The following is a 22,085-nucleotide window of genomic DNA, read 5'->3' as shown; positions in this document are numbered from 1 at the left end:
AACTGGATAAACTCATTATCCTGACATGAAAAATCATACTCACAAGGATCTATGTTGTCTAAGTGCTACGAAAGGTTTCCATTATTATGTGGTTGGTTTGAATCGTCTACCTACTTTCGTGGAGAAAACCAGCTTCTCTTTTCACCCTTCGCTAGAGTCTTCGCCCTGTAGAAAGTTTGACTGTCCGCTCCACACTATCCATCGGGGAAGCTCAAAACGATGTATTCACTGTAAGACTTGCTGGGTTTCGCTTCTTTTTCCCGATGAATAGTGCTCGCTTCGCCAAGACGCTCTGCGTGAAAAGAGAAGCTGGTTTTTCATGCTGTTGGTTTGGTTGTTTTTTTAAAACTGCAACCCTTTGCAGAAGAAGCACATTTTTTGTCCAGAACCTGTAAGGTCCTACCTAGCTACTGAGCAATGAGTGTGGATTAAAAAGTGCAACCCGTGAGATACTGCGAAGCATCGCTTCCTTTTGCACTTTCCACACTCTTTGTTCAGTAGCGGACAGTCCTCGCTCCCTTGCTGGATCTTAACGAGTCCGCAGACAAAAAATGGGCTTCTTCTGCTGCCTACTACAGTAGTAGATATATAAAAAAACGCCAAGATATTGAAGATCATCCTGACGTCTTATTACATACATAATCTATTGTGTAATTGTAAGGTAAAACTATCAATTAGCGTAGAATTACTCCATATCCGATCAATATCACCAATACGAATAAGACAAGTGCTCCGATAAAAAAACCTGTGCTTGGTACACGCTTGGAGGCACGAACCATCGCCATCTCGATTAAACCGATCGCTACGATACCAAGAATACCTTTAACAAGCAGCATCCAATCTGCAAAATTAGTCATAACCAACATTCCTGCGCCTGCAACAATAATGATGATATACATCAGACGAAGAATCATATGTAAAATTTTCGCTACTTTAACCTTGTCCATGCGATAGAGGATATATCCAATAATGAATAGGACCAGTGCTACTTCCCAGCCACCTACGTGAGCTTCATAAAATCCTTTTAACATACACCTTTACCTCCTTACCCCTTTTCTAATACATTCACCCATAATCATATCATATGAATCAGGCGTTTCAAAACATTTGAAAGCAGTAAGTATCTATTATGCAGTTTGATATTTTCCTGTGTCAACAACTCATGACTAAGGTCACGAGCTTGTAACTACCCGATAGTACAAGCATCTTTCGACTCCTATCTTTTCTCGCTTTTACAAGCGTGGTGTTACATCAGGGCAGGTTGACATCTACCCAACAAAAGAAGCTATGCTCCTGTTGTTACTTCAACAATGTACTCCATTCCTTTTCGTTGAAGATTCATGGCGCCAATCCGATCATCGTTTGAGATGTAATGGCAGGTTTTACAAGAAAATACGTGTATTTTCTTGTTTCGATTGGCTTTCTCCGTATGCCCGCACTTTGGGCATGTTTGTGACGTGTATCGTGGGTCAACTACAATCACCTTTGATTGGTGCATCAAAGCTTTGTAATCTAACATTTGACGCAACTGATAGAATGCCCAGGATACTGATTCATAACGATTTTTAACACGTACACGTTCAATAGCATTGCGTACACCTGTCAAGTCTTCAACAACAAAGAGTGTATGTGCTCCATATCTTTCTACGAGTGCCTTACTGACAGTGTGATTAACATCTGTCATCCAACGGTTTTCTCGTTGACCGATTTTCTTCAAACGTCTACGTGAAGAAGTAGTTTGCCTCATTTGTAGTTGCTTACGTAAATGTTTATACTTCGCTCTTTTATGTTTGATAGGTTTGCCAGTAAAGAATGTAACCTTGCCCTGTGAATCATAAGCTGTGGCGGTAAAGTTTATTCCCATATCAACTCCAACCACTTTCTTTACTGTGCGGAAATCTGATTCAGGGATATCCTTTGTCATCGGAATATGCAAAAAGAACTTCCCATATTTATGGACGAGTTTAGCTGTGCCAAAAGTCCAAGAACCATCAAAATATCGTTCCATAGCTTTTAACTCAAATGGAACTCTGATTCTGCCTTGTAGGGTGTTCACTGAAAACAATCCTTGGGTAAGTGAATAGTCGCGATTCCATACAAGATCATACTCTTTTTTTTTGAAGGCAATTTTCGTCCAATCATGTCCGTTACTTTTGGTAGATTTGTAACGCGCAATCACAGTCTTCATAACAGATTGTGCCATTTGTGAGCGTAGTAGGTATTCCGTTCGCAACACATCGTAAGTCATTTTATGTAGCTTTCGCTGCGACATCTCTTTTGTTTCAAAGATAAGAGAAGATACATAGTTACAACCAGAACGATAGGCATGAAACGTTTGTTTGAATAATTCTACTTGCTCTACAGTTGGTTTTATTTTGATTTTGGCTGTGATTGTTATTTGCATATTCTTCACCTCGCCTTCACTAACGATATTATATCATCGTATTTAGTAAAGGTAACGAATGGTAGAAAGGAGGAACAGTGGAGTGTTTCGTTTCATTAACGTGACTGAAATCCGTCTGAAACGACTCCGTTTCCTCACACGACTAAAGTCGCGTGTCTCCACTGAGAAATAATGAATAAAAAAATGTATTACCTTACAAAATAGGTAAGAGATGTTTTTTACTTCACTCATTCTTCATGGTCTTGCCATTTTTAATGAGATGATAAATGCCTTTTACAGCGAATGTAGATTATAAGCGATGTTTTTTCTTTGTTTCATACCGTGTTTCTTTATCCATAATTTGTTCACATTTTCACACTAGACATTTACGTCTTTTAGTATTATTATTATATTATAATTATTATTAAGAAGTAAAAATTACTATCGAGGAGTGGTTATAGATGAATACACAAACATTGGTAGCAAACACAAAAGTAGTTGAATCTCTAAACAAACAGGTAGCAAACTGGAATATCATGTACGTGAAACTGCACAACTTCCATTGGTTTGTAAAAGGCCCTCATTTCTTCACTCTTCACGAAAAATTTGAGGAATACTATAACGATGCATCTGTAAAAATTGATGAGCTAGCTGAACGTATCCTAACTATTGGCGGTACTCCTGCAGCTACTCTCAAAGAATATCTTGAATTAACTAGCTTAAAAGAAGCTACTGGCAAAGAATCTGCTGAACAAATGGTTCAAGCTATCATCGCTGACTTCACTACTCTTCGCAACGAATGCAAGGAAGGTGCTGAAGTAGCTGAGGAAGCACAAGATGAAGCTAGTGCAGATATGTTTAAAGACATCCAAGGCGAACTGGAAAAACACATCTGGATGTTGAACGCTTACCTAGGTAAATAATTTTTTTGGCGAAGAAGCCAACTACAAAAGGTCTCCTCTAGTTCAATTGGACTAAAGGAGACCTTTTTTCTTGTTGTTATTCTCTTCTTACAGAATCCCAATCATATTGATAAAGACAATCATAATTGCCCCCGGGATAACATAACGAAGCAGCATATACCAAATCGTAAACCAACGTTTTACATTTTTGCTTCCCTCGCTTACTTCTGACAAGAGAATATCACGCTTCATTTTCCACGAAACAAAAATAGAGATTAATAAAGCACCTATTGGCATCAAGATGTTACTAACAAGGAAGTCTGCATTATCAAATATGCTTTTTCCAAATAGCGTAATATCACTTAGGACGCCAAAACCTAATGCAGAAGGAACTCCCAGCAAGAACATCCCAATCCCTACACTCCAGGATGCTTTTGCCCGTTTTCTCTGATCGCCCTTCGTAATTGCACCTACACTAATTTCTAGCATGGAAAATGCAGATGTTAGCGTAGCAAACAAGAACAGCAATAGGAAGATGGATAAGAAGAATCCTCCGAAAGGTATTTGGGAAAATACCGCAGGAAGGACAACGAACAATAATCCCGGTCCTTCAGTAGGTTCCATACCTAATGAGAATACTGCTGGGAAAATAGCTAGTCCAGCCAGTAATGAAACGACAAGCGTCAAACTTACAATGGAGATCGTTGATTTGGGTAAGCTCTCACTCTTGGACAAATAAGAACTAAATGTTACCATGACAGATACCCCAACACTTAGCGAGAAAAATGATTGTCCCAATGCATATAGAAGAGATTTAGAAGTAAGCTCTGAGAAATCAGGCTTCAAAAAGAAAACGATCCCTTCCCACGCCCCTGGAAGTGTAACAGAACGAATGATAAGCGCAATGAAGATAATAAATAAGGCAGGCATCATATACTTGTTTGCTTTTTCAATCCCGTTGGAAACACCTCTTGCCACGACTACAATCGTCAAGACGATAAATAATAATTGAAAGGCTACTACAAGCCATGAATTAGAAATAGTAGCACCGAACAGTTCATTGTAGTTCATCGCTTCGCCAATTAATTGACCAGTTAAGCTTTTAAAGAAATAAATAAGAATCCATCCACCAACTACACTGTAATAAGATAGTAAGATAAAAGTTGTTACTATCCCCAGTTTTCCAATCCAATGCCATTTTGTCCCTGGAGCAATAGCACGATAAGCGGAAACGGCTTCTTTTCCTGTTCTGCGCCCAATGATTAGTTCACCTAATAATAACGGGGTTCCAATTAACAGCGTAAAGATAATAAAAACCAGGAAGAAGGCTCCACCACCACTCGTTCCCACCATATATGGGAACTTCCAAATCACTCCCAATCCTATGGCAGAGCCGGCAGCAGCCAAGATAAAACCAAGTTTTGATGTCCACTCTTCTTTTTTTGCCATGTTGTTCTCCTAATCGCAAGTTTATAATCACTCATTATAACAAAATCTACAGAGTAACAGTATGTTAATAATTCCAAAACCTTGTCATTTTGTGGTAATAATTCAGGACTATACCTAAACAAAACGGTCACATCCAATTTTATGAAAAACGTCGAGACGTTTTTCACAGAAAAAGAGAAGCTGTCCAACAACCTCTTAAGCGGTTGTTGAAGCAACTCCTCTTCTTACAATCTAACAATATTTCTATTTAACACTTGAACCCATTTTATAGGTCTTATAACCACCATCTAAATTTTTCACCTGGAATCCATGCTGTTTCAGGATACGAGCTGCTAAGTAGCCACGTAAGCCCACCTGACAGGAAACATGAATCACCTTGTCTGTAGGCAGTTCTTCCATTCTCGTGCGTAAATCGTTCAATGGAATATTTCGAGAACCTGTAATAGCTCCTGCTGCCACTTCATTCGGGTCACGCACATCAATTAAAAGACCACCATTTGCCACGATCTCATCAATTTCATGCCACTGTACGATGTCTACCAGCCCCTGAGAAATATTTGAAGCCATATAACCCGCCATATTTACTGGGTCCTTGGCAGAGGAGTATGGAGGTGCATACGCCAACTCAAGATCTGGCAAATCAAAAACAGTTAGCCCACCTTTAATTGCTGTAGCGATAACATCAATACGCTTGTCCGCGCCATCTACGGAAATTGCTTGGGCACCATAGATTTTGCCGTCTTCTTTGTTAAATAACAGCTTGAACCAGATAGGAGATGCACCTGGGTAATAACCGGCATGAGAATTAGGATGAAGATGGATCGCTTGGTATGGCATTCCTAAACGCTTCAGGTTCTTCTCATTATTACCTGTGGTAGCAACCGTTAATTCGAATACCTTCGCAATTGATGTTCCTAACGTACCTTTATAAACTACTGGTAGACCATTGATATGATCTGCCACAAGTCGTCCCTGGCGGTTAGCTGGCCAAGCAAGTGGGATATGAGTAGGTTGTCCGTTAATGTAATCCAGCACCTCTACTGCATCACCTATTGCATAGATAGATGGATCTTCTGTTTGCATGTGCTGATTGACGCGAATCGCACCTTTTACTCCAGTAGCTAATCCTGCTTCTTTTCCCAAAGTAGATTCAGGGATAACTCCGATTGCCAGAATAATCATATCGGTTTTAATTTCACGCCCACTGCTTAATCGAACAATATGTCCCTTTTCTGCAAATGCTTGTACACCATCTTCCAACAGCAGTTCTACTCCATTTACCAGCATATGCTCATGGATTACTTCAGCCATTTCAGGGTCAAGCGGTCCCATTACCTGTTTACCCATCTCAACCAAGGTGACATCCATTCCACGTTCACGCAGATTCTCTGCCATCTCTACACCGATAAAGCCGCCACCCACAACCACAGCATGTTTAGGCTGACTCTCATCCACATATGCTTTGATCTTATCTGTATCTGGCACGTTCCGAAGAGTAAACAGATTGGTTGCCTCTTCTATACCAGGTATGGCAGGTCGAATTGGTTTTGCCCCTGGAGACAGAATCAGTACGTCGTATGTCTCCTGTTTTTCCTCACCCGTTACATTATTTTTGATGGTAACCATTTTCTTTTCACGATCGATGGCTGTTACTTCGCTCTTAACCCGGATATCCATCTGGAATCTGGTACTCATTCCTTCTACTGTTTGTAACAGGAGCTTGCTTCTTTCCTCAATGACCTCACCAATATAGTAAGGCAATCCACAGTTAGCAAAGGAAATATGCTCCCCACGTTCAACTAGAATGATTTCATCCTGTTCGCTCAGCCTTCTCAGACGTGCTGCTGCCGTAGCTCCACCTGCTACTCCACCGACGATTATGATTTTTTTCTTCATGGATATCACTCCTATATTATAGATATACCCCTATGGGTATAACTATAAATGGTCTTCTAGCAAAGATCAATGGAAAAAAGAAAAACCGCAACTTTGTGCGGTTTTGGTCATAATTGTTACCTCTGCTCTTCTTTCATATCTTATTTTTTGAAAAACGTAGCAATCGTAATCCATTTAAAATGACCAGGATTGTACTTCCTTCATGCCCAATGACACCATATGGCAAATTAAGCATTTGCATAAAGTTAGAAATGATTAATACTACAATAACGCAAACAGAAAAGATCATATTTTGCTTGATGATTCTATTCATTTTTTGGGAGAGAAGAACTGCATACGAAATGAGCTCCAGATTATTCTTCATGAGTACAACATCAGCAGTTTCAAGCGCTACGTCAGTACCTTCTCCCATTGCGATCCCAATGGAGGCAGAAGCCAGAGCAGGCGCATCATTAATGCCATCACCAACCATTGCGACTGTGCCATACCGTTCACGAAGCTTCTTAATTTCGTCTACCTTACTTTCTGGTAAGCATTCAGAGACATAACCGCCAATGCGGCACTCACAAGCGATTGCACGGGCTGTATGCTCGCTGTCTCCTGTTAACATGAAGGTATCGATTCCTGCTGATTTTAGCTTATCGAGAGCAACGATCGTTTCCTGACGAACAACATCCTTCAGGGTGATTACTCCGGCAATCCCATGTTCATCCCTTGCATACACCGTTGTTTTCCCTTCAGCAGCCAGTATTTTTGCAATACCATTCTGGAATGTTGATGCTTCCACTCCACCGACAAAATCAGCTTTACCCACTTTCCACTCGATACCATGTAAGGTTGCTTGAGCACCAAAACCTGAAATATCCTCAGAGCTCTCTGGTACAATAAGTGGAAGTGAACTGTGAGTAGCTGCATAGTTGACGATGGATTGAGCTAAAGGATGATTCGAATACTTTTCTACCGAAGCTACATGCTGCAAAAAGGTTTCTACCGTCAAATCCTCGCGAAACAGAACATCGGTTACCTCAGGCTTTCCTTTGGTAAGAGTCCCTGTTTTATCTAGTGCGATTGCTTTTAGGTTTCCTAAAATCTCAAGATGAACTCCACCTTTAAACAATATACCGTGGCGTGCACCATTAGAAATGGCAGATAAGGTAGCAGGCATGACAGAGGCAGCCAGCGCACAAGGTGACGCCACTACCAGTAACACGATGGCACGATATATCGTTTCGGTCCACGTCCATCCGAAAGCAAAATAAGGAAGAAACATCATGACTAACACAACGATTAATACAACTTTGACATAAATCCCTTCAAACTTCTCAATATACTGTTGCGATTGCGATTTTTCACTCTGAGCAGATTGTACAAGTATTATGATTTTTTGAAACAGCGTTTCTTCCTGTGGCTTCGTGATCTCAACCAAGATTGTACCCCTCAGATTAACTGTTCCCGCAAATACATCATCGTCTACCTGCTTGCTCACCGGAATAGATTCACCTGTTATAGCTGCTTCATCTATATTAGTTGACCCCTTCACAATTCTTCCATCAGATGGAACACGTTCCCCTGCTTTTATTAAAATGCGATCCCCAATCTGTAGATCGGATACAGGGATGACCTTCTCATTTCCCTCTATTGTGAGTAGCGTCGCCTCTTCAGGTTGCAAGTCCATTAAGGATGATATTTCTTTGTGACTTTTATTCATGGTGTAGGTTTCTAATGCACCGCTCAATGCAAAAATAAAGATGAGAATGGCCCCTTCCATCCAATACCCAATAACGGCTGATCCAATTGCCGCCAGTATCATCAGTACTTCTACGTTAACATCTTTATTTTTAATCGTTTCTGTAATCCCTGTCTTGGCTTTTGAATAGCCTCCAATTAGAAAAGCAGCTCCAAATACGGCAACATATAGCTTCCCTTCGCTCCAGGTTGATAAGCCCCATCCCAGCATAATAAGAACACCACTAGTTAACGCGGCAATCAATTCCATGTGCGGTGCTATTCTTCCCCAGATACCTTTGCCTTGTGAAGAGCCAGTTTTATAGGCAATATTCACATTGTTCATAGCATATTCCCCTCCTTATCAGGAACGTAATTGAAAAAGATATTCAACTTCAAGACCCCCATAAAAATGCGAAAGCTGCCACCAAAAAACGGTGACAGCGGTAATCCTTCAACCAGGATAAGAACGCACATTATTCTATTTATAGAAGAAAGATCTCTTCATTATTTATTTAACCCATATCAAAGAAATCATAACATGAATGTTCTGTAAATAACAGAAGAAATTAGGTTTTTACCTACAAGGGACTAGACTGTCCGTTCCATATAAAAAGAGAAACTGTTTTTAGTGGATGCAAAGAAACCTTCCGAGAATTTATCCCGGAAGGTCTCTGACTTTCACTATTATTTTACGATAAATACCGGGCATGGAGCCATTTGTGTTACACGGTGGCTGACGCTTCCTAGCATTAGTTCCTTGAAATCACCTAACCCGCGGCTACCCATGATGATAACATCACTTTGTCCGTTTTCTGCGCAACTAAGAATAGAGTTGGCAGGATCTCCAAACAATAATTTTTTCTCACAGTTGATACCTGCATTTTTTGCTGTCTCGCAAGCATCTTCCAGTAGTTCTTTGCCGTATTTACGAGCTTCTTCCATGTAATCATTCTCGGCCTGTTGTCCCAGAATCATCAGGTGACTTGCCAAATAGATAGGTAAATTTTTTACGACGTGAACAAATGTGATAGTAGCTCCATCACGTGCCATAAACAAGGCAGTGTCAATTACTTTTTTGCTCAACTCAGATCCATCGATAGGTACAACTATTTGTGCAAACATAAGCACACCCTCCAATACCGATTCGTATGTAAACCCTTACATCTTCATTGTAGCACGTTCTTTCAATAATTCTTAAAACTATTTTTGAACAATTGGCAACTTTATCAAATAAATGCTATAAATAACAGCCCTTGGCATATCACAAGGGCTGTTCTCTTCCTTTATTCTGATCTACATAAACTTTCTCGCAAAGGAGAGTAACAACAGGACTGCAACAACCATGCACAGGATAACCAGACGTTTTTCCTGCTTCTTAAAAGGGTCCATTTTTACTCCTCATTTCTGCCCCACTCTCTTATCATTACTCTACCCACTTTATCTGGAGTAATAACACTAGGCAGGATTTCTAAACGTAGATAGGAGAGAAAATTCCCCTTATATCTAACCTCCTATGGTAATGGGATAATCTCAAAGCTATTGTCCACTATGTCTTGCTTCTTCGTCCGCTCAAATCCACGTATTTTCCATATATCTCCGCTTTTCTCCAGCTCATAGGTCCAGTAAACAATTGTTCCGCCACCATCTCTGATTTCGCCTGTAAGTTGATTCTGCCATTCCTCCTGAAATTTTTCCCTTACATGAATCTGTAGCAGCGTTGGTGACAGGAGACGTGCAGTTTGAAAGTCAATGGCAAGCTCAGTCATCTTTCCAATAAATAGATCGGATTTATTCGTTATTTCATTCAGATAATCCTTCATCAGTCGAGAATCCTCAACCACATATGGTTTCAGAACGTCAGCTGTTTTCTTATCACGCGCAAATCTAAGCCAGTTCATATTGTAGCCTTTGAATAAGGCTTTCATCTCACTTTGAAATTTAGGAAATGTACCAATCGAGGCATCAACATTTACCCTAATCTCTGAAGGGTCCAGCTCCAATTGCTGCGTTAATACTCCATAATCCGTCTCACTTTTTGTCGTTAATAGCAGCGGTAGAGTAGGCATGCCTCCCACTTCTGCAAAAAATTTATCGCCTATCTTTTTCCATTCCAGTGTAAGTTCTTTATCCTGATAAAAGACCTTGGTATCATCATTGCTAGATTCAAATAATAGAAACTGACTGGTAATCCAATATGGTGTTGCTTCTCTCTCACCATAGGTTACTTTAATCGGTAATTCAGTCTCGATCGGTCCAATTGGACTTTCTACGTTAGCCGTAAGTGTATACGTTCCCGGATAGAGTGGTCCTGTATGATAACGATACAGCGTATGACCTGTTCTTCCTCTTGTCTCAGAGGCAAGAGCAGTCACCGTATCAGATTGCTCCAATAACAACTGAACAGGTATATCTGCTTCCACTATCACTTGTTCAGAAGGTAATTCTACCTTGTATGTATCAAAAAACAGCCAACTTTTCCCCTTTTGTACGAGCAATGGCAGTTCTTTTTCCTTTGAAAACATCGATATCATGTTAAATTCTTCGGGGTTTTTCATCAGTAGTTTCACTTGTTCATTCAGTTCAGCTTGTTGCTCTTCCCAGCTGAGATTTCCCTTTACATACTCTACTAATAGTCTGAGATTCTCTTCGGTAATGTCAGTAACATGGCTTTCCCTTGGAGATGTGATGACCGAGGCTAATAAATCGTAATCTTCCGACTTTATTGCTTCTATATATCGCTCGACGACTCGATGGGGATTTGATTGATTTGCTATTTGCCAGGACGCGATACCACCAGTTGTTAATAACCCTATCGATACGGCGATCCAAATCTTCTTCTTATTGTGCTGCAACCAATTAAGCAGCTTTTTGTTTCCCTGAATAAATATCTTATGATCGGTAGGTGTCTCATCTTTCTGTATGCTAGCTGCCTCTTGGTTTTCTTCTGGCAGTGCTTGTTGTTGATGCAGTGGTTTACTTTCTTGAACCAATGGGATAGATGATACTGATGTTCGGAACATTCCAGGCGAGCTCTTCTTGTTTGTATCTTGCTGATTTTTCCGTTGAAGTTCCGTTATTTCAATCAACGTTCCCCCGCAGAACGAGCATTTTTTTCCTTCCGTCTGCTGATGCTTGCATAACGGACAAAACCACATAGTACCCCTTCTTTCTTACTTCTGTCTCTATTCCACTATGGTACAGGCTCTTTATGCTGTCAATGAAAGCTCTCCAGTTATAAGCAGCATTTTTTTACAACATCCCACATTTTGCACAAACTCTCATAAAAGTAGACACAGGAAAAACCCTGATGCGTTCAAGATTTAGGCACATCTCATCACCATTTTTTTAAATTATGCAACCTGTTTTTGCAAATAAAAGATGAATATTGTAAGGTAAGGGAAAGTACGAAGTAAAGGAATGTAAAACCATGGCATTGGATAAACGATGTGCAACTATTCTTCTTCATGTTTGTCAGGCAGACAACTATGTTACTGTACAAGAGCTCCTTGAATCACAGGCTGTTTCCAAGCGCACCCTTTACTACGATATTAAAAAAATCAGTCAATGGCTGGAAGAGAATCAGCTTCCACCGTTACAATATGTTCGTTCTACTGGATACTTTGTCGATGAACAGACCAAAAAACTAATTCCGCCTGCATTACAGCTAACCACTAATCGGGACAATGATTATTCAGTTAAGGAACGAAAAGCATGGCTAGCCAATCAAATTTTAACAAAAAATGATCGCATCTTATTAGAAGACTTGATCCATATGCTAGGTGTTAGCCGTAATACCGTGATAGAAGATCTCAAACGGCTAAAATCAGAATTAGAGTCCTTCGAGCTAACGCTGGGTTTTGAGAGAAAACACGGATACCTGATAGAAGGTGAAGAGCAAAACAAACGAAAAGCTCTGATCTATTACCTGTCCCAAGCCGTCTCCACGCAAGACTGGAAGCAGCTGATCTCTCATATTCAAACCCTTGCACCACTCTCTTCAAGCCTTGCCCTTTCTGATGGAGAGACACAAGCTTCTGTACCTTTGTTTCCAAAAGAAGAGATTCAAATCATTCGAGAATCCTTGGCTGTATGCGAACGCTTATTGGGTATTGAATATACGGATGAAGTCTTAGAAAGCCTCAGTATTTACATCCACTTGTTCCGTAAGCGATTTAGTCAGGGGCAAGTAGTTAAGATGGATCAAGTAGAAAAAGACGTGTTGAAAAAAACACGCCACTATGAGGCGGCTATCTATATTGGTAATGAACTCTCTAAAGCTTTTTCACTCACGTTCTCAGAGGATGATATCTGTTATATAGCCACTCATCTGCTAGGGGCACGTGTAGATAATCAAAAACAACATAATAAGGAATCAAGTAGCAGTCGATTGTTACGACAGGTTGTTCAGCAAATGGTTACCGATTTTCAAAAGTATGCCTGCATCATCTTTGTAGACGTCATCGGGCTACAGCACGATTTATTTATGCATCTGAAACCTGCCTTCTATCGAGTCAAGTACGGGATTTACGTAGATAATCCTTTGGTAGAATCAATCAAGACACATTACCATGAGATATTTGTTTTAACCGAGAAAGTTATGAACCATTTTGAAAGATTAATTGGTCATCCCGTTAGTGATCACGAGACCGCCTATATTACCATGCATTTTGGTGCCTGGTTGCGTAAACAAGGTGCTAATCCAGCACCACGAAAAAAGGCTCTTATTGTATGTCCTGCTGGCGAGGACACTTCGTTAATTCTTAAAACTCAACTGGAAAGCCTGTTTTCTACTATAGATATTAGTAAAACAGTCACTCTTCAGGAGTTGAAATCAGTCTCCCATGAGGTGGATCTGATCTTCTCTACATCAATTCTGGCAACAAGTAATGTACCTATTTTATTGGTAAACCCCATCCTGAATGATACGGAGAAGGCACATTTATTAAATCGTTTAGCGGTGTTGTTTGGTACAAGTGAAAAAGAATCTGTACCATCCAAGACAGTAGATGATATTATCTCTATCATTTCAAAGCATGCAGCTATTTCGAACGAAGATACACTTCACAAGGAACTGAATACCTATCTGACTGACCGAACTGTGCTAGCTGGCAGTAACAGGTACACTCCAACTCTATCAGATCTTTTGCCAAAAGAGCATATCAGGTTAGTTCATTCCGTCTCCTCATGGCAGGAGGCAATCCGGCAGGCGTCAATTCCACTGGTGGAGAACGGCAGTATAAACACCGGCTATGTAGATACCATGATCAAGAAAGTAGAAGAGTATGGACCATATATCGTAATCGCTCCACAAGTTGCTATCCCGCACGCTCGACCAATAGACGGTGTGAATCGAGTAGGAATGAGTCTTTTACTGATAAAACAAGCCGTTTCATTCTCTGATGATCCTGAAAACAGCGTACATCTTGTCATTACTCTTGCTACAACAGACAACGAGAGTCATATAAAAGCATTGTCGCAGCTTACTACCCTGCTTTCTGACAAAGAAACCCTACAGAAACTACTGACTACAGGCTCCGTTGATGACATATTAGCGTTGATCCATTCCAAGGATATTCCTTGCTAGGATTTTTAAGGGTTGTCTTCATCCTACTTTAGTGGAGAAAACCAGCTTCTCTTCTCACCCTTCGCTAAGAGTCTTCGCCCCAAGAGGGTTGGACTGTCCGCTCCGCACTATCCATCGGGGAAGCTCTAAACGATGTATTCACTGTAAGACTTGCTGGGTATCGCTTCTTAATCCCGATGAATAGTGCTCCGCTGGGTCGGGCTTCGCCAAGACGCTCTGTGTGAAAAGAGAAGCTGGTTTTTTATGCTTTTGGTTTTAATTCTAGCTTTTTAATCACCTGAAGCCCTTTTCAGAAGAAGCACATTTTTTGTCCAGAACTATTTAAGGTCCTACCTAGCTACACAGCAAAGAGTGCGGGTAAAAAGTGCAACCTAAGAGATACTGCATAGCATCCCTTCCTTCTGCACTTTCCGCACTCTTTGCTGTGTAGCGGACAGACTTTACTCCCTTGCAGGGCCTTAACCGAGTTCGCAGACAAAAAATGTGCTTCTTCTGCTGCCCCTACAGTAGTAGATAAGGTCTTCCTATGCTTTTAACTCTGATACAGCAAGAGATACCGATTGAATGTGGTTTTTCTCTTCAAGCTGAATCGGGCTTTCTTTTGTAGCGAAGAGTCTCATCTGCTTTACATTTACGTAAAGATTGCCTTTTACCTGTTTGGTGATCTCCAGATATTGTTCGCCACTCACTTCTATCTCAAAAGGAATGCCTGACTCTATCAGCTTACACTCAAGTCGAACAAGTGGTCCAATCATCGAGATATGCGTCAGTTCCGCTGCCGCCCATCCTTCTCCACCTGAAACAGGAGCAACCTCCAGCTCATGTGGTCGAATATATCCCACTACATGAGAGTTATTCCACCTACGCGTATCCTCCGTCTGATAACGGAGAGCCCCTAACTGAAATTCCCCAGCCACTACTTTTCCCGTAAACGTGTTCACGCGTCCCAGAAAACTATAGACGAAAGGATTAGCCGGCCGTTGGTAAACCTCCACAGGTGAGCCAACCTGTTCAATTCCACCTTTATTAACAATTACGACCTCATCAGCCATCTCCAATGCCTCTTCTTGATCGTGAGTCACAAAAACAGTAGTAATTTGCAAAGCATGATGCAGTTGTTTGAGCCATTTGCGCAACTCTTGCCTTACCTTGGCATCAAGAGCGCCAAATGGTTCGTCAAGAAGCAACACTTTAGGCTCAATCGCCAAGGCACGAGCCAAGGCAACCCGCTGCCGCTGTCCTCCTGATAGTTGGGCAGGAAAACGTGATTCCAGACCATCTAACTGTACAAGGCGTAATAATTCTCGAACTTTTGCACGGATCTCTGTTTTAGCAGGACGCTCTGTTCTCGAGCGTACCTGTAATCCAAAAGCCACATTATCAAATACGCTCATATGGCGAAACAAGGCATAATGCTGAAAAACAAAGCCCACTTGCCTTTCCTGAATACTTTTCGTCGTCGTATCTTCACCATCAAACAGGATTTGCCCCTGTTCCATTTGTTCCAAGCCTGCAATCAACCGTAGTAACGTTGTTTTGCCCGAACCGGATGGACCAAGTAAAGCTACCAATTTCCCACTCGGTATGGTTAAACTGACATCTTGCAGGGCGTTAAAATTACCAAAGGTCTTGCTTACGTTATGAATACTAATGCCCATGTATGCTTCCCCCCGTTTCATATGCCCTGACAATCATGTCTGGCTCTTGTTCAATCGTTTGCCGCTCTGCTTTCCATTCCATGATGCTTTTTACGATTAACGTCACGATTGCCAGAATCGCAAGCAGAGTAGCAACAGAAAAGGCAGCAACGAAATTGTACTCGTTATATAAGATCTCAACCTGTAAGGGAATGGTATTGGTTAATCCCCGTATATGCCCTGAAACAACAGATACTGCTCCGAACTCTCCCATCGCCCGGGCATTGCATAAAATGACTCCATACAAGAGTCCCCATTTAATATTGGGAAGTGTCACCCGATAAAAGGTTTGCCAACCATTAGCTCCTAGTGAGATCGCTGCTTCCTCTTCATCATTTCCTAGACTCTGCATCGCCGGAATCAATTCTCTAGCTACATAGGGAAAGGTGACAAAAACAGTAGCCAGCACAATCCCCGGGACAGCAAATATAATTTTCAGATCATGTTCTGCCAGCCAGGGACCTAGTAAACCCTGACTCCCAAACAGAAGCACGAATAAAAATCCTGAGATAACAGGAGAAACAGCGAGGGGCAGGTCAATTAGCGTAAGCAAGAGATTTTTCCCTCTAAACTGGTACTTAGCGATTACCCAGGCAGCTGCTACTCCAAAAATAGCATTAAGCGGAACTGCAATCACTGCGACCAGCAAGGTAAGCCGAATCGCCGCCATTGTTTCTGGTTCATCGATGGCTGACAGAAAAGCCCCCACTCCACCTTTTAATGCTTCTGAAAAGACAGCAATCAAAGGGACGATTAAAAACAAACCGAGAAACACCAGGGAGAGAGCGATCATGAGCCATGCGGTCGGGTGTGTAGCCCGCTGTGATTGATTGGTATGAGACATCTGCTTTCTCTCCTCTCTCTACTCCATACGATAGATACGCCTGCTCCACCATTGCAGTAGATTCGTCACAAACAGAATGATAAAGGAGAGCAGTAACATTACAGTCGCAATGGCTGTAGCTCCTTCATAGTCGAACTGCTCCAGCTTTGTCATGATTAAAAGAGGCGCAATCTCCGTTTTCATAGGCATATTTCCTGATATAAAAACAACGGAACCATATTCACCTACCGCTCGTGCTAAGGCAAGAGTAAACCCCGTTACCGTAGCAGGTAATAGCTGAGGAAAAATAATGCGCCAGAAGGTGACGAATCGTGAGGCTCCCAAACTGGCGGCGGCTTCTTCCATTTGCAGGTCCAAATCCTGCAGGACTGGCTGAACGGTGCGAATGACGAATGGTATTCCGATGAAAATCAATGCTGTTGTAACCCCTACCGAAGTAAACGCGACCTTGAGACCCAGCTCCTCCAGATATTGCCCGATCCAGCCATTTGGAGCATACACCGCAGTCAGAGCAATACCAGCCACAGCTGTCGGTAATGCAAAGGGCAGATCGACAAGTCCATCAATGATCCGTTTACCCGGGAAACGGTAACGCACCAGTACCCACGCAATGATCACTCCAAAAACCGTGTTAATAGCCGCGGCGATAAATGACGTAAGAAAGCTTAATTTATATGAAGCAACTACACGCTCTGCTGTGACAATCTGCCAAAACTGCTCCCACGTTAGAGAAGTAGCATTCAAAATCAGTACAGCAAGCGGAATTAAGACCAACAGACTAAGATATGAAATGGTATATCCCAAGGAAAGACCAAACCCAGGAATAATACTTGGATGCTTCCACTTCTTTTTCATCTAAACACTCCTTGGATGTCTGGCTATGGGCTGTATATCTTATCAAAGATACCACCATCTGCAAAATGGGTCTGTTGCGCCTCTTGCCATGAGCCTGCTACTTCTTCTATCGTAAATAGTTTGATTTTCGGGAATCGCGCTTCATATTTTTTGGCGACTGACGCAAGACGGGGACGATAATAGTTTTTCGCTGCAATTTCTTGCCCTGTCTCTGTGTACAAGTACTTCAGGTACTCTTCTGCTACTTCTCTCGTTCCTTTTTTGTCTACGACCTTGTCAACGACAGTGACGGGAGGCTCTGCCAATATACTTACAGATGGGACGACGATCTCTACTTTCTCTTTCCCAATTTCATTAACCGCTAAAAACGCCTCGTTTTCCCAAGCTAGTAGCACATCACCAATTTCCCTCTCTACAAAAGTAGTCGTGGAACCTCGTGCACCGGAATCAAGCACAGGAACATGTTTATACAGCGTCTGTACGAATTCTTGAGCCTTACTTTCATCTCCTTTGTACTTTTCCTTGGCATAACCCCAGGCTGCTAGATAGTTCCATCTTGCCCCTCCAGAGGTTTTGGGGTTCGGTGTAATTACCTGGACATCATCTTTAATCAAATCATCCCAGTCCTTGATACCCTTGGGGTTCCCCTTTCGTACAAGGAAAACAATCGTGGAAGTGTAGGGGGAGCTTTTTTGCTCCAGTCGGGTTTGCCAATTCTGTGGAATAATTTCTTTTTTTGCTAAAGCGTCAATGTCATAAGCGAGAGCTAACGTTACTACATCTGCTTCTAAACCATCGATGACAGAGCGTGACTGCTTGCCTGAACCACCGTGAGATTGCTTAATAGTAACCTGTTGCCCCTTCTTTTCTTTCCAATAGGCAGCAAAACTTTCATTGTATTCCTGGTACAATTCTCTCGTTGGATCATAGGAAACGTTAAGTAACTCTACAGACTGACCAGATGTAGTTCCTCCTTGCGAGGAGTCGGATGCACTGCACCCTGCGGTAATGGCTAAGCTACCTGCAAGAATCCAGGTAAGCCATGTCTGTTTTTTCATAAGGTATCTCCTTTCTATTTAACAGAAGATGGGTAGAAAAAATAAAAGACTCCTCTCGCTTGCTTTCTCTTGCAAACGAACAGGAGCCTTCGGTTGACCGATCGGCTACTTTATTCTCTTCCTCTTTTCGGTACGTCTCTTTTTTCTACTGGATAGCGTAAACGCTCTAATCGTTCAATCTGAGTGATATGGGAGTCATGAATGGTAATTTGAATGGTTCCATACTCGATTCCCTTCATCGCTGTAAGTATTCTTTCTACCCACACATCATGTGAGGTAACATGGCGTTCAGACATATGTTTTTCCTCCTCTATGTCCGTTAATCTTGTTCTTGAGTAAATCATCCAGTGTCGTGGCATCAAGCACCTGTGCTACGGTATCACGTACGAGCGTCCATAACGGTTTTAACAGGCAAGTCGGTTCTAACGCACACGCTTCGTAAGCTGTTACACTGGCACAACTCATTGGAGCAAGTGGTCCTTCTAGCTGCCTGATTACCTCTCCAATAGCAATTTCTGTCGGTGATACACGTAACGTATACCCGCCATTTGCCCCTCGTTTGCTTTGAACATAGCCCATTTTCTTCATTTGCAGGAGGATCTGCTCTAAATAACTAACAGGGACCAAAATCTTCTCAGCGATTTCTGATATCGATAGAACGTTACCAGTATTTTGACCCAGAAGCAGTAGAGCACGTAATGCATATTCGCCTTTACTTGATACCTTCAAAGAACATTCCTCCATGCTGCTCAATCTTGAGTAATTTAGTCAAGATTGGGGCGAAAGGATTTGGCGACAAGAACCCATTACGTACTTGAAATACATACAAATGAAACTCAGTTACGTAAAAAATAAAACAATATTCTGAAATAGGAAATCTTGATTGAATTTTAATCATACAATTCCTATCTGTCAAGTGGGATTTTTGCACTCCAACCACTTCTTTCTTCTCTCACCTGACCATCTCATACAGGCATTCGTCTACGGGCTTCTGTCACTTTTACCTTATGCCTCTTTACTTCTAACGGTCTCTTCCGATTTACTTCTAACACGCCCATTTTCATACGGGTATCTCGAAACATGTAAAGATCCCTTGTACGCAACAACTCTCGTAGTGCGTGTTAAGGGATCTTTACTAATGGAACTTGTTAGGTTGTAAGTATTTTACCAGATAGATTTCTCTGGCTTTCAGCTTTCAGCCTACTCATAGCTGAGCCATCGCCATTCGGATGCCTTGTTGCAATTCAAGTAAAGCATCTTCGCGTTTTATCAATAAACGTTCTGCTTCCCGATGATCGACCAGTTTAAACATGATTTCTTCTCCCGGTTTAGCCTGTGCGAGCAAGGGAAGATCAACAGTAATGACCTGCCCAATACGTGGATATCCACCTGTGGTTTGTCTGTCAGATAAAAGAATAATTGGATTGCCTTCTGGTGGAACCTGGATAGTACCGTGAACGACTGCCTCTGAAAGCAATTCAAGCGGTTCACTAAGGGTTAGTTGCGCTCCCTTCAGACGATATCCCATTCGATCCGATTGTGGAGTGATACGAAAAGATTGGTTCACAAGATTTCTCTGGCTCTCAATTGTGAAATCAGTAAAGTGTGTGCCTGATATGATTCTGACTCGTGACCGTCGACTGTAGAGATTCGTGATTACACTTCCCACTCGCCAATCTGGAGCAAACCATGCGGGACTATTAGCGTTATGATCGGTGTGAAGCTCTATATTCCGATGGATAGTATTCGTATCATTCATCCGTCTAGACAATGAATCCTTGAACTGATTGGAGAGCCTGCCTGAATTCTGATACGTAATTTGATCACCTGCCTTCAGGTTACGACCGTGATGACCGCCCCACGAACCACGCAAATACGTGCTCTTGCTTCCCAGTACCTCCGTTCCAGCAAATCCTCCTGCAACGGCAACATAGGCTCGACAACCATCTCTACAACCAAACCACTCCACTACCGTATCTGCCTTCAGATAGACTGGTCTGTTTAGCGGAAGACTTCTACCGTACACCTTCGCTGTTAAATCTCCCCCTGTAATAGCAAGGAGAGTATCTTTTTGAAAGCGTAGTTTCGGTCCTACTAAAGTCATTTCCAGAACAGGAGCATATTCATCATTACCTACCAATAAATTGGCTACACGCATTGCCACTACATCCATTGTTCCGCTCGTTACCACCCCGAATCGTTGATATCCTGCCCTTCCCTGGTCTTGAATCGTGGTTAATAGACCAGGTTTTAGCACTTGTATACTCATCGCTTCTCCTCCTGATAAGCGACGTATTCTTCCATGGAAATCGCTCTAAAACGCACCTGATCTCCAGCAGCCAGCAAGCTAGGCGGAAATCTATCGGGCAAGAATAAGGAGACAGGTGTGCGGCCAATCAATCTCCATCCACCTGGTGAATCAAGCGGATAAATACCTGTCTGTAAACCTCCAATCCCAACCGTACCAGCGGGGATAGCAAGGCGTGGCGATGAACGTCTCGGAGTGGCGATCCTCTGAGACATTCCCCCCATATAGGGAAACCCTGGTACAAATCCAATCATATATACGTTATATGTACTGCTTGTATGAATCTGAATTACTTCCTCTTCGGTTAGTCCGTTATGAGTAGCTACCTCCCCCAAATCAGGACCGAACTCTCCTCCATAACAGACAGGTATTTCAATCATACGCGGCTCTTCCCTTTTCTCTGCCTCCAGATTACTCAACAGGTTTTGAACATAGGTAGTAACCCACTCATAGGGACTGATATTAGGCTCACGTACATGTTCCTTATATACAAGATAAGGATCATAAAACAGAGTTAGACTCGTAAAAGCTGGTACATATTCAATAAATCCTGTAAATGAACGGTTCTCCAAATGACTTGCGAGTGCTTGCACCTGACTATGTGCCCATTCATCCATCTCTTGCGAAAATTGAACGAGCAAAGCTGAATCCCCCAACGGAAACAGCTTTACTTCGCTTTTTACAGACTTCATCCCATTCAACTCGTTTGACAAAGGAAGACCCCTAACTAATCTGGCCTTCTATTGCCTTAATGTCAGATTCATAAGCTACGCTGTACTTTATTGTGATATCAAGCGCCTTACTAACCTGCTCTATACTCATGCTTGGCTGTTGGGGGAATCTCGCTGCTTGCTCAGGCAAATAGGGAATATGAACAAATCCACCACGAATGTTGTGAGATTGCGTAGCTATCAAGTGTTGAAGCCCATAAAAAAGATGATTGCAGACAAATGTACCTGCTGTATGCGATACGGAAGCAGGAATCCCTGCTTCCCTCACTTGTTGGACAATCACCTTGATCGGTAGAGTTGACCAATAGGCAACCGGTCCATTCAAAATGATAGGCTCATCAACAGGCTGATTCCCCTCATTGTCTGCAATGCGAGCATCGTCTATATTAATCGCCACCCGCTCTACGGTAAAATCAGGTCGTCCACCTGCCTGCCCGACACATATAACAATATCAGGTTGTACCTCTTCAATCGCTTCACGCAACACGTCAAGAGAACGGTAAAAAACCGTTGGAATCTGCTTTACGAATACTTGGATATTTTCATACGTACGATCTTCAAAGTCTTTAACCGCTTCCCAGGCAGGGTTGATTGCCTCTCCATCGAACGGATCGAAGCCTGTAAGTAGAATTTTTTTCATAAAAGTCCCT

18 protein-coding genes are annotated in these 22,085 nt (G+C 42.1%); 2 read left to right on the top strand and 16 right to left on the bottom strand.

The features are described 5' to 3' along the window. Window positions 1–674 precede the first annotated feature (674 nt). Complete coding sequence (locus LM917_RS16825) at window positions 675–1,031, bottom strand: DUF1516 family protein (RefSeq protein ID WP_232698774.1); 357 nt, start codon at window positions 1,029–1,031, stop codon at window positions 675–677. A gap of 254 nt (window positions 1,032–1,285) precedes the next feature. After that, window positions 1,286–2,404, bottom strand: a complete 1,119-nt coding sequence (locus LM917_RS16820) for an RNA-guided endonuclease InsQ/TnpB family protein (RefSeq protein WP_232698772.1) — start codon at window positions 2,402–2,404, stop codon at window positions 1,286–1,288. A 455-nt stretch (window positions 2,405–2,859) separates the two neighbouring features. On the opposite strand from LM917_RS16820, the gene LM917_RS16815 reads away from it, so the two are divergent. Next, window positions 2,860–3,306, top strand: a complete 447-nt coding sequence (locus tag LM917_RS16815) for a Dps family protein (protein WP_373688801.1) — start codon at window positions 2,860–2,862, stop codon at window positions 3,304–3,306. Between the two features lie 87 nt (window positions 3,307–3,393). On the opposite strand, the gene LM917_RS16810 is transcribed toward LM917_RS16815, so the two are convergent. The 5 genes from LM917_RS16810 to LM917_RS16790 all read right to left on the bottom strand — a co-directional run bounded on the left by LM917_RS16810 (window position 3,394) and on the right by LM917_RS16790 (window position 11,513). Continuing rightward, window positions 3,394–4,734: a sodium-dependent transporter gene (locus LM917_RS16810; protein ID WP_232698768.1), complete on the bottom strand. Its 1,341-nt coding sequence runs from the start codon at window positions 4,732–4,734 to the stop codon at window positions 3,394–3,396. A gap of 243 nt (window positions 4,735–4,977) precedes the next feature. After that, window positions 4,978–6,630 (bottom strand): CoA-disulfide reductase, encoded by a 1,653-nt coding sequence (locus LM917_RS16805; protein WP_232698767.1) that lies wholly within the window; start codon window positions 6,628–6,630, stop codon window positions 4,978–4,980. 133 nt (window positions 6,631–6,763) lie between these two features. After that, a complete protein-coding gene (locus LM917_RS16800) occupies window positions 6,764–8,701 on the bottom strand; it encodes a heavy metal translocating P-type ATPase (RefSeq protein ID WP_232698766.1) in 1,938 nt (645 codons plus the stop codon). A gap of 341 nt (window positions 8,702–9,042) precedes the next feature. Then, window positions 9,043–9,480, bottom strand: coding sequence for a universal stress protein (locus LM917_RS16795; protein ID WP_232698765.1), 438 nt, complete (start codon window positions 9,478–9,480; stop codon window positions 9,043–9,045). Window positions 9,481–9,869: 389 nt separating this feature from the next. Further along, the gene (locus LM917_RS16790; RefSeq protein WP_232698764.1) at window positions 9,870–11,513 is read right to left on the bottom strand and encodes a TcaA second domain-containing protein; all 1,644 of its coding nucleotides are present in this window, start codon (window positions 11,511–11,513) and stop codon (window positions 9,870–9,872) included. 272 nt (window positions 11,514–11,785) lie between these two features. Between LM917_RS16790 and LM917_RS16785 the strand changes: the two genes are divergently transcribed. Further along, a complete protein-coding gene (locus LM917_RS16785) occupies window positions 11,786–13,942 on the top strand; it encodes a BglG family transcription antiterminator (RefSeq protein ID WP_232698763.1) in 2,157 nt (718 codons plus the stop codon). 524 nt (window positions 13,943–14,466) lie between these two features. On the opposite strand, the gene LM917_RS16780 is transcribed toward LM917_RS16785, so the two are convergent. The 9 genes from LM917_RS16780 to pcp all read right to left on the bottom strand — a co-directional run bounded on the left by LM917_RS16780 (window position 14,467) and on the right by pcp (window position 22,075). Continuing rightward, a complete protein-coding gene (locus LM917_RS16780) occupies window positions 14,467–15,600 on the bottom strand; it encodes a sulfate/molybdate ABC transporter ATP-binding protein (RefSeq protein ID WP_232698762.1) in 1,134 nt (377 codons plus the stop codon). Continuing rightward, window positions 15,590–16,483, bottom strand: a complete 894-nt coding sequence (gene cysW, locus LM917_RS16775; RefSeq protein ID WP_232698761.1) for a sulfate ABC transporter permease subunit CysW — start codon at window positions 16,481–16,483, stop codon at window positions 15,590–15,592. The genes LM917_RS16780 and cysW overlap by 11 nt, the downstream gene beginning before the upstream one ends. A gap of 18 nt (window positions 16,484–16,501) precedes the next feature. Then, window positions 16,502–17,338 carry a sulfate ABC transporter permease subunit CysT gene (gene cysT / locus LM917_RS16770; RefSeq protein WP_232698760.1) on the bottom strand — a complete coding sequence of 279 codons (837 nt, stop codon included), beginning with the start codon at window positions 17,336–17,338 and terminating at the stop codon, window positions 16,502–16,504. 23 nt (window positions 17,339–17,361) lie between these two features. Then, window positions 17,362–18,396, bottom strand: a complete 1,035-nt coding sequence (locus LM917_RS16765; RefSeq protein ID WP_232698759.1) for a sulfate ABC transporter substrate-binding protein — start codon at window positions 18,394–18,396, stop codon at window positions 17,362–17,364. 110 nt (window positions 18,397–18,506) lie between these two features. Next, window positions 18,507–18,692, bottom strand: a complete 186-nt coding sequence (locus LM917_RS16760) for a YezD family protein (protein WP_232698758.1) — start codon at window positions 18,690–18,692, stop codon at window positions 18,507–18,509. Next, window positions 18,685–19,125, bottom strand: a complete 441-nt coding sequence (locus LM917_RS16755) for an RrF2 family transcriptional regulator (protein ID WP_232698757.1) — start codon at window positions 19,123–19,125, stop codon at window positions 18,685–18,687. The genes LM917_RS16760 and LM917_RS16755 overlap by 8 nt, the downstream gene beginning before the upstream one ends. Window positions 19,126–19,600: 475 nt before the next feature. After that, entirely contained in the window at window positions 19,601–20,665 is a 1,065-nt protein-coding gene (locus LM917_RS16750; RefSeq protein WP_232698756.1) for a 5-oxoprolinase subunit C family protein, read from the bottom strand. Beyond that, a complete protein-coding gene (pxpB, locus tag LM917_RS16745) occupies window positions 20,662–21,321 on the bottom strand; it encodes a 5-oxoprolinase subunit PxpB (RefSeq protein WP_373688800.1) in 660 nt (219 codons plus the stop codon). The genes LM917_RS16750 and pxpB overlap by 4 nt, the downstream gene beginning before the upstream one ends. A 106-nt stretch (window positions 21,322–21,427) precedes the next feature. Next, window positions 21,428–22,075 carry a pyroglutamyl-peptidase I gene (gene pcp / locus LM917_RS16740; protein ID WP_232698754.1) on the bottom strand — a complete coding sequence of 216 codons (648 nt, stop codon included), beginning with the start codon at window positions 22,073–22,075 and terminating at the stop codon, window positions 21,428–21,430. Window positions 22,076–22,085 lie beyond the last annotated feature (10 nt).

The sequence above is a fragment of the Brevibacillus daliensis genome, from assembly GCF_021245735.1.
GTDB lineage: Bacteria > Bacillota > Bacilli > Brevibacillales > Brevibacillaceae > Brevibacillus_B > Brevibacillus_B daliensis.
The sequence above is the reverse complement of the archived record's forward strand: the minus strand, read 5'-3'. Positions and strand labels throughout refer to the sequence as shown.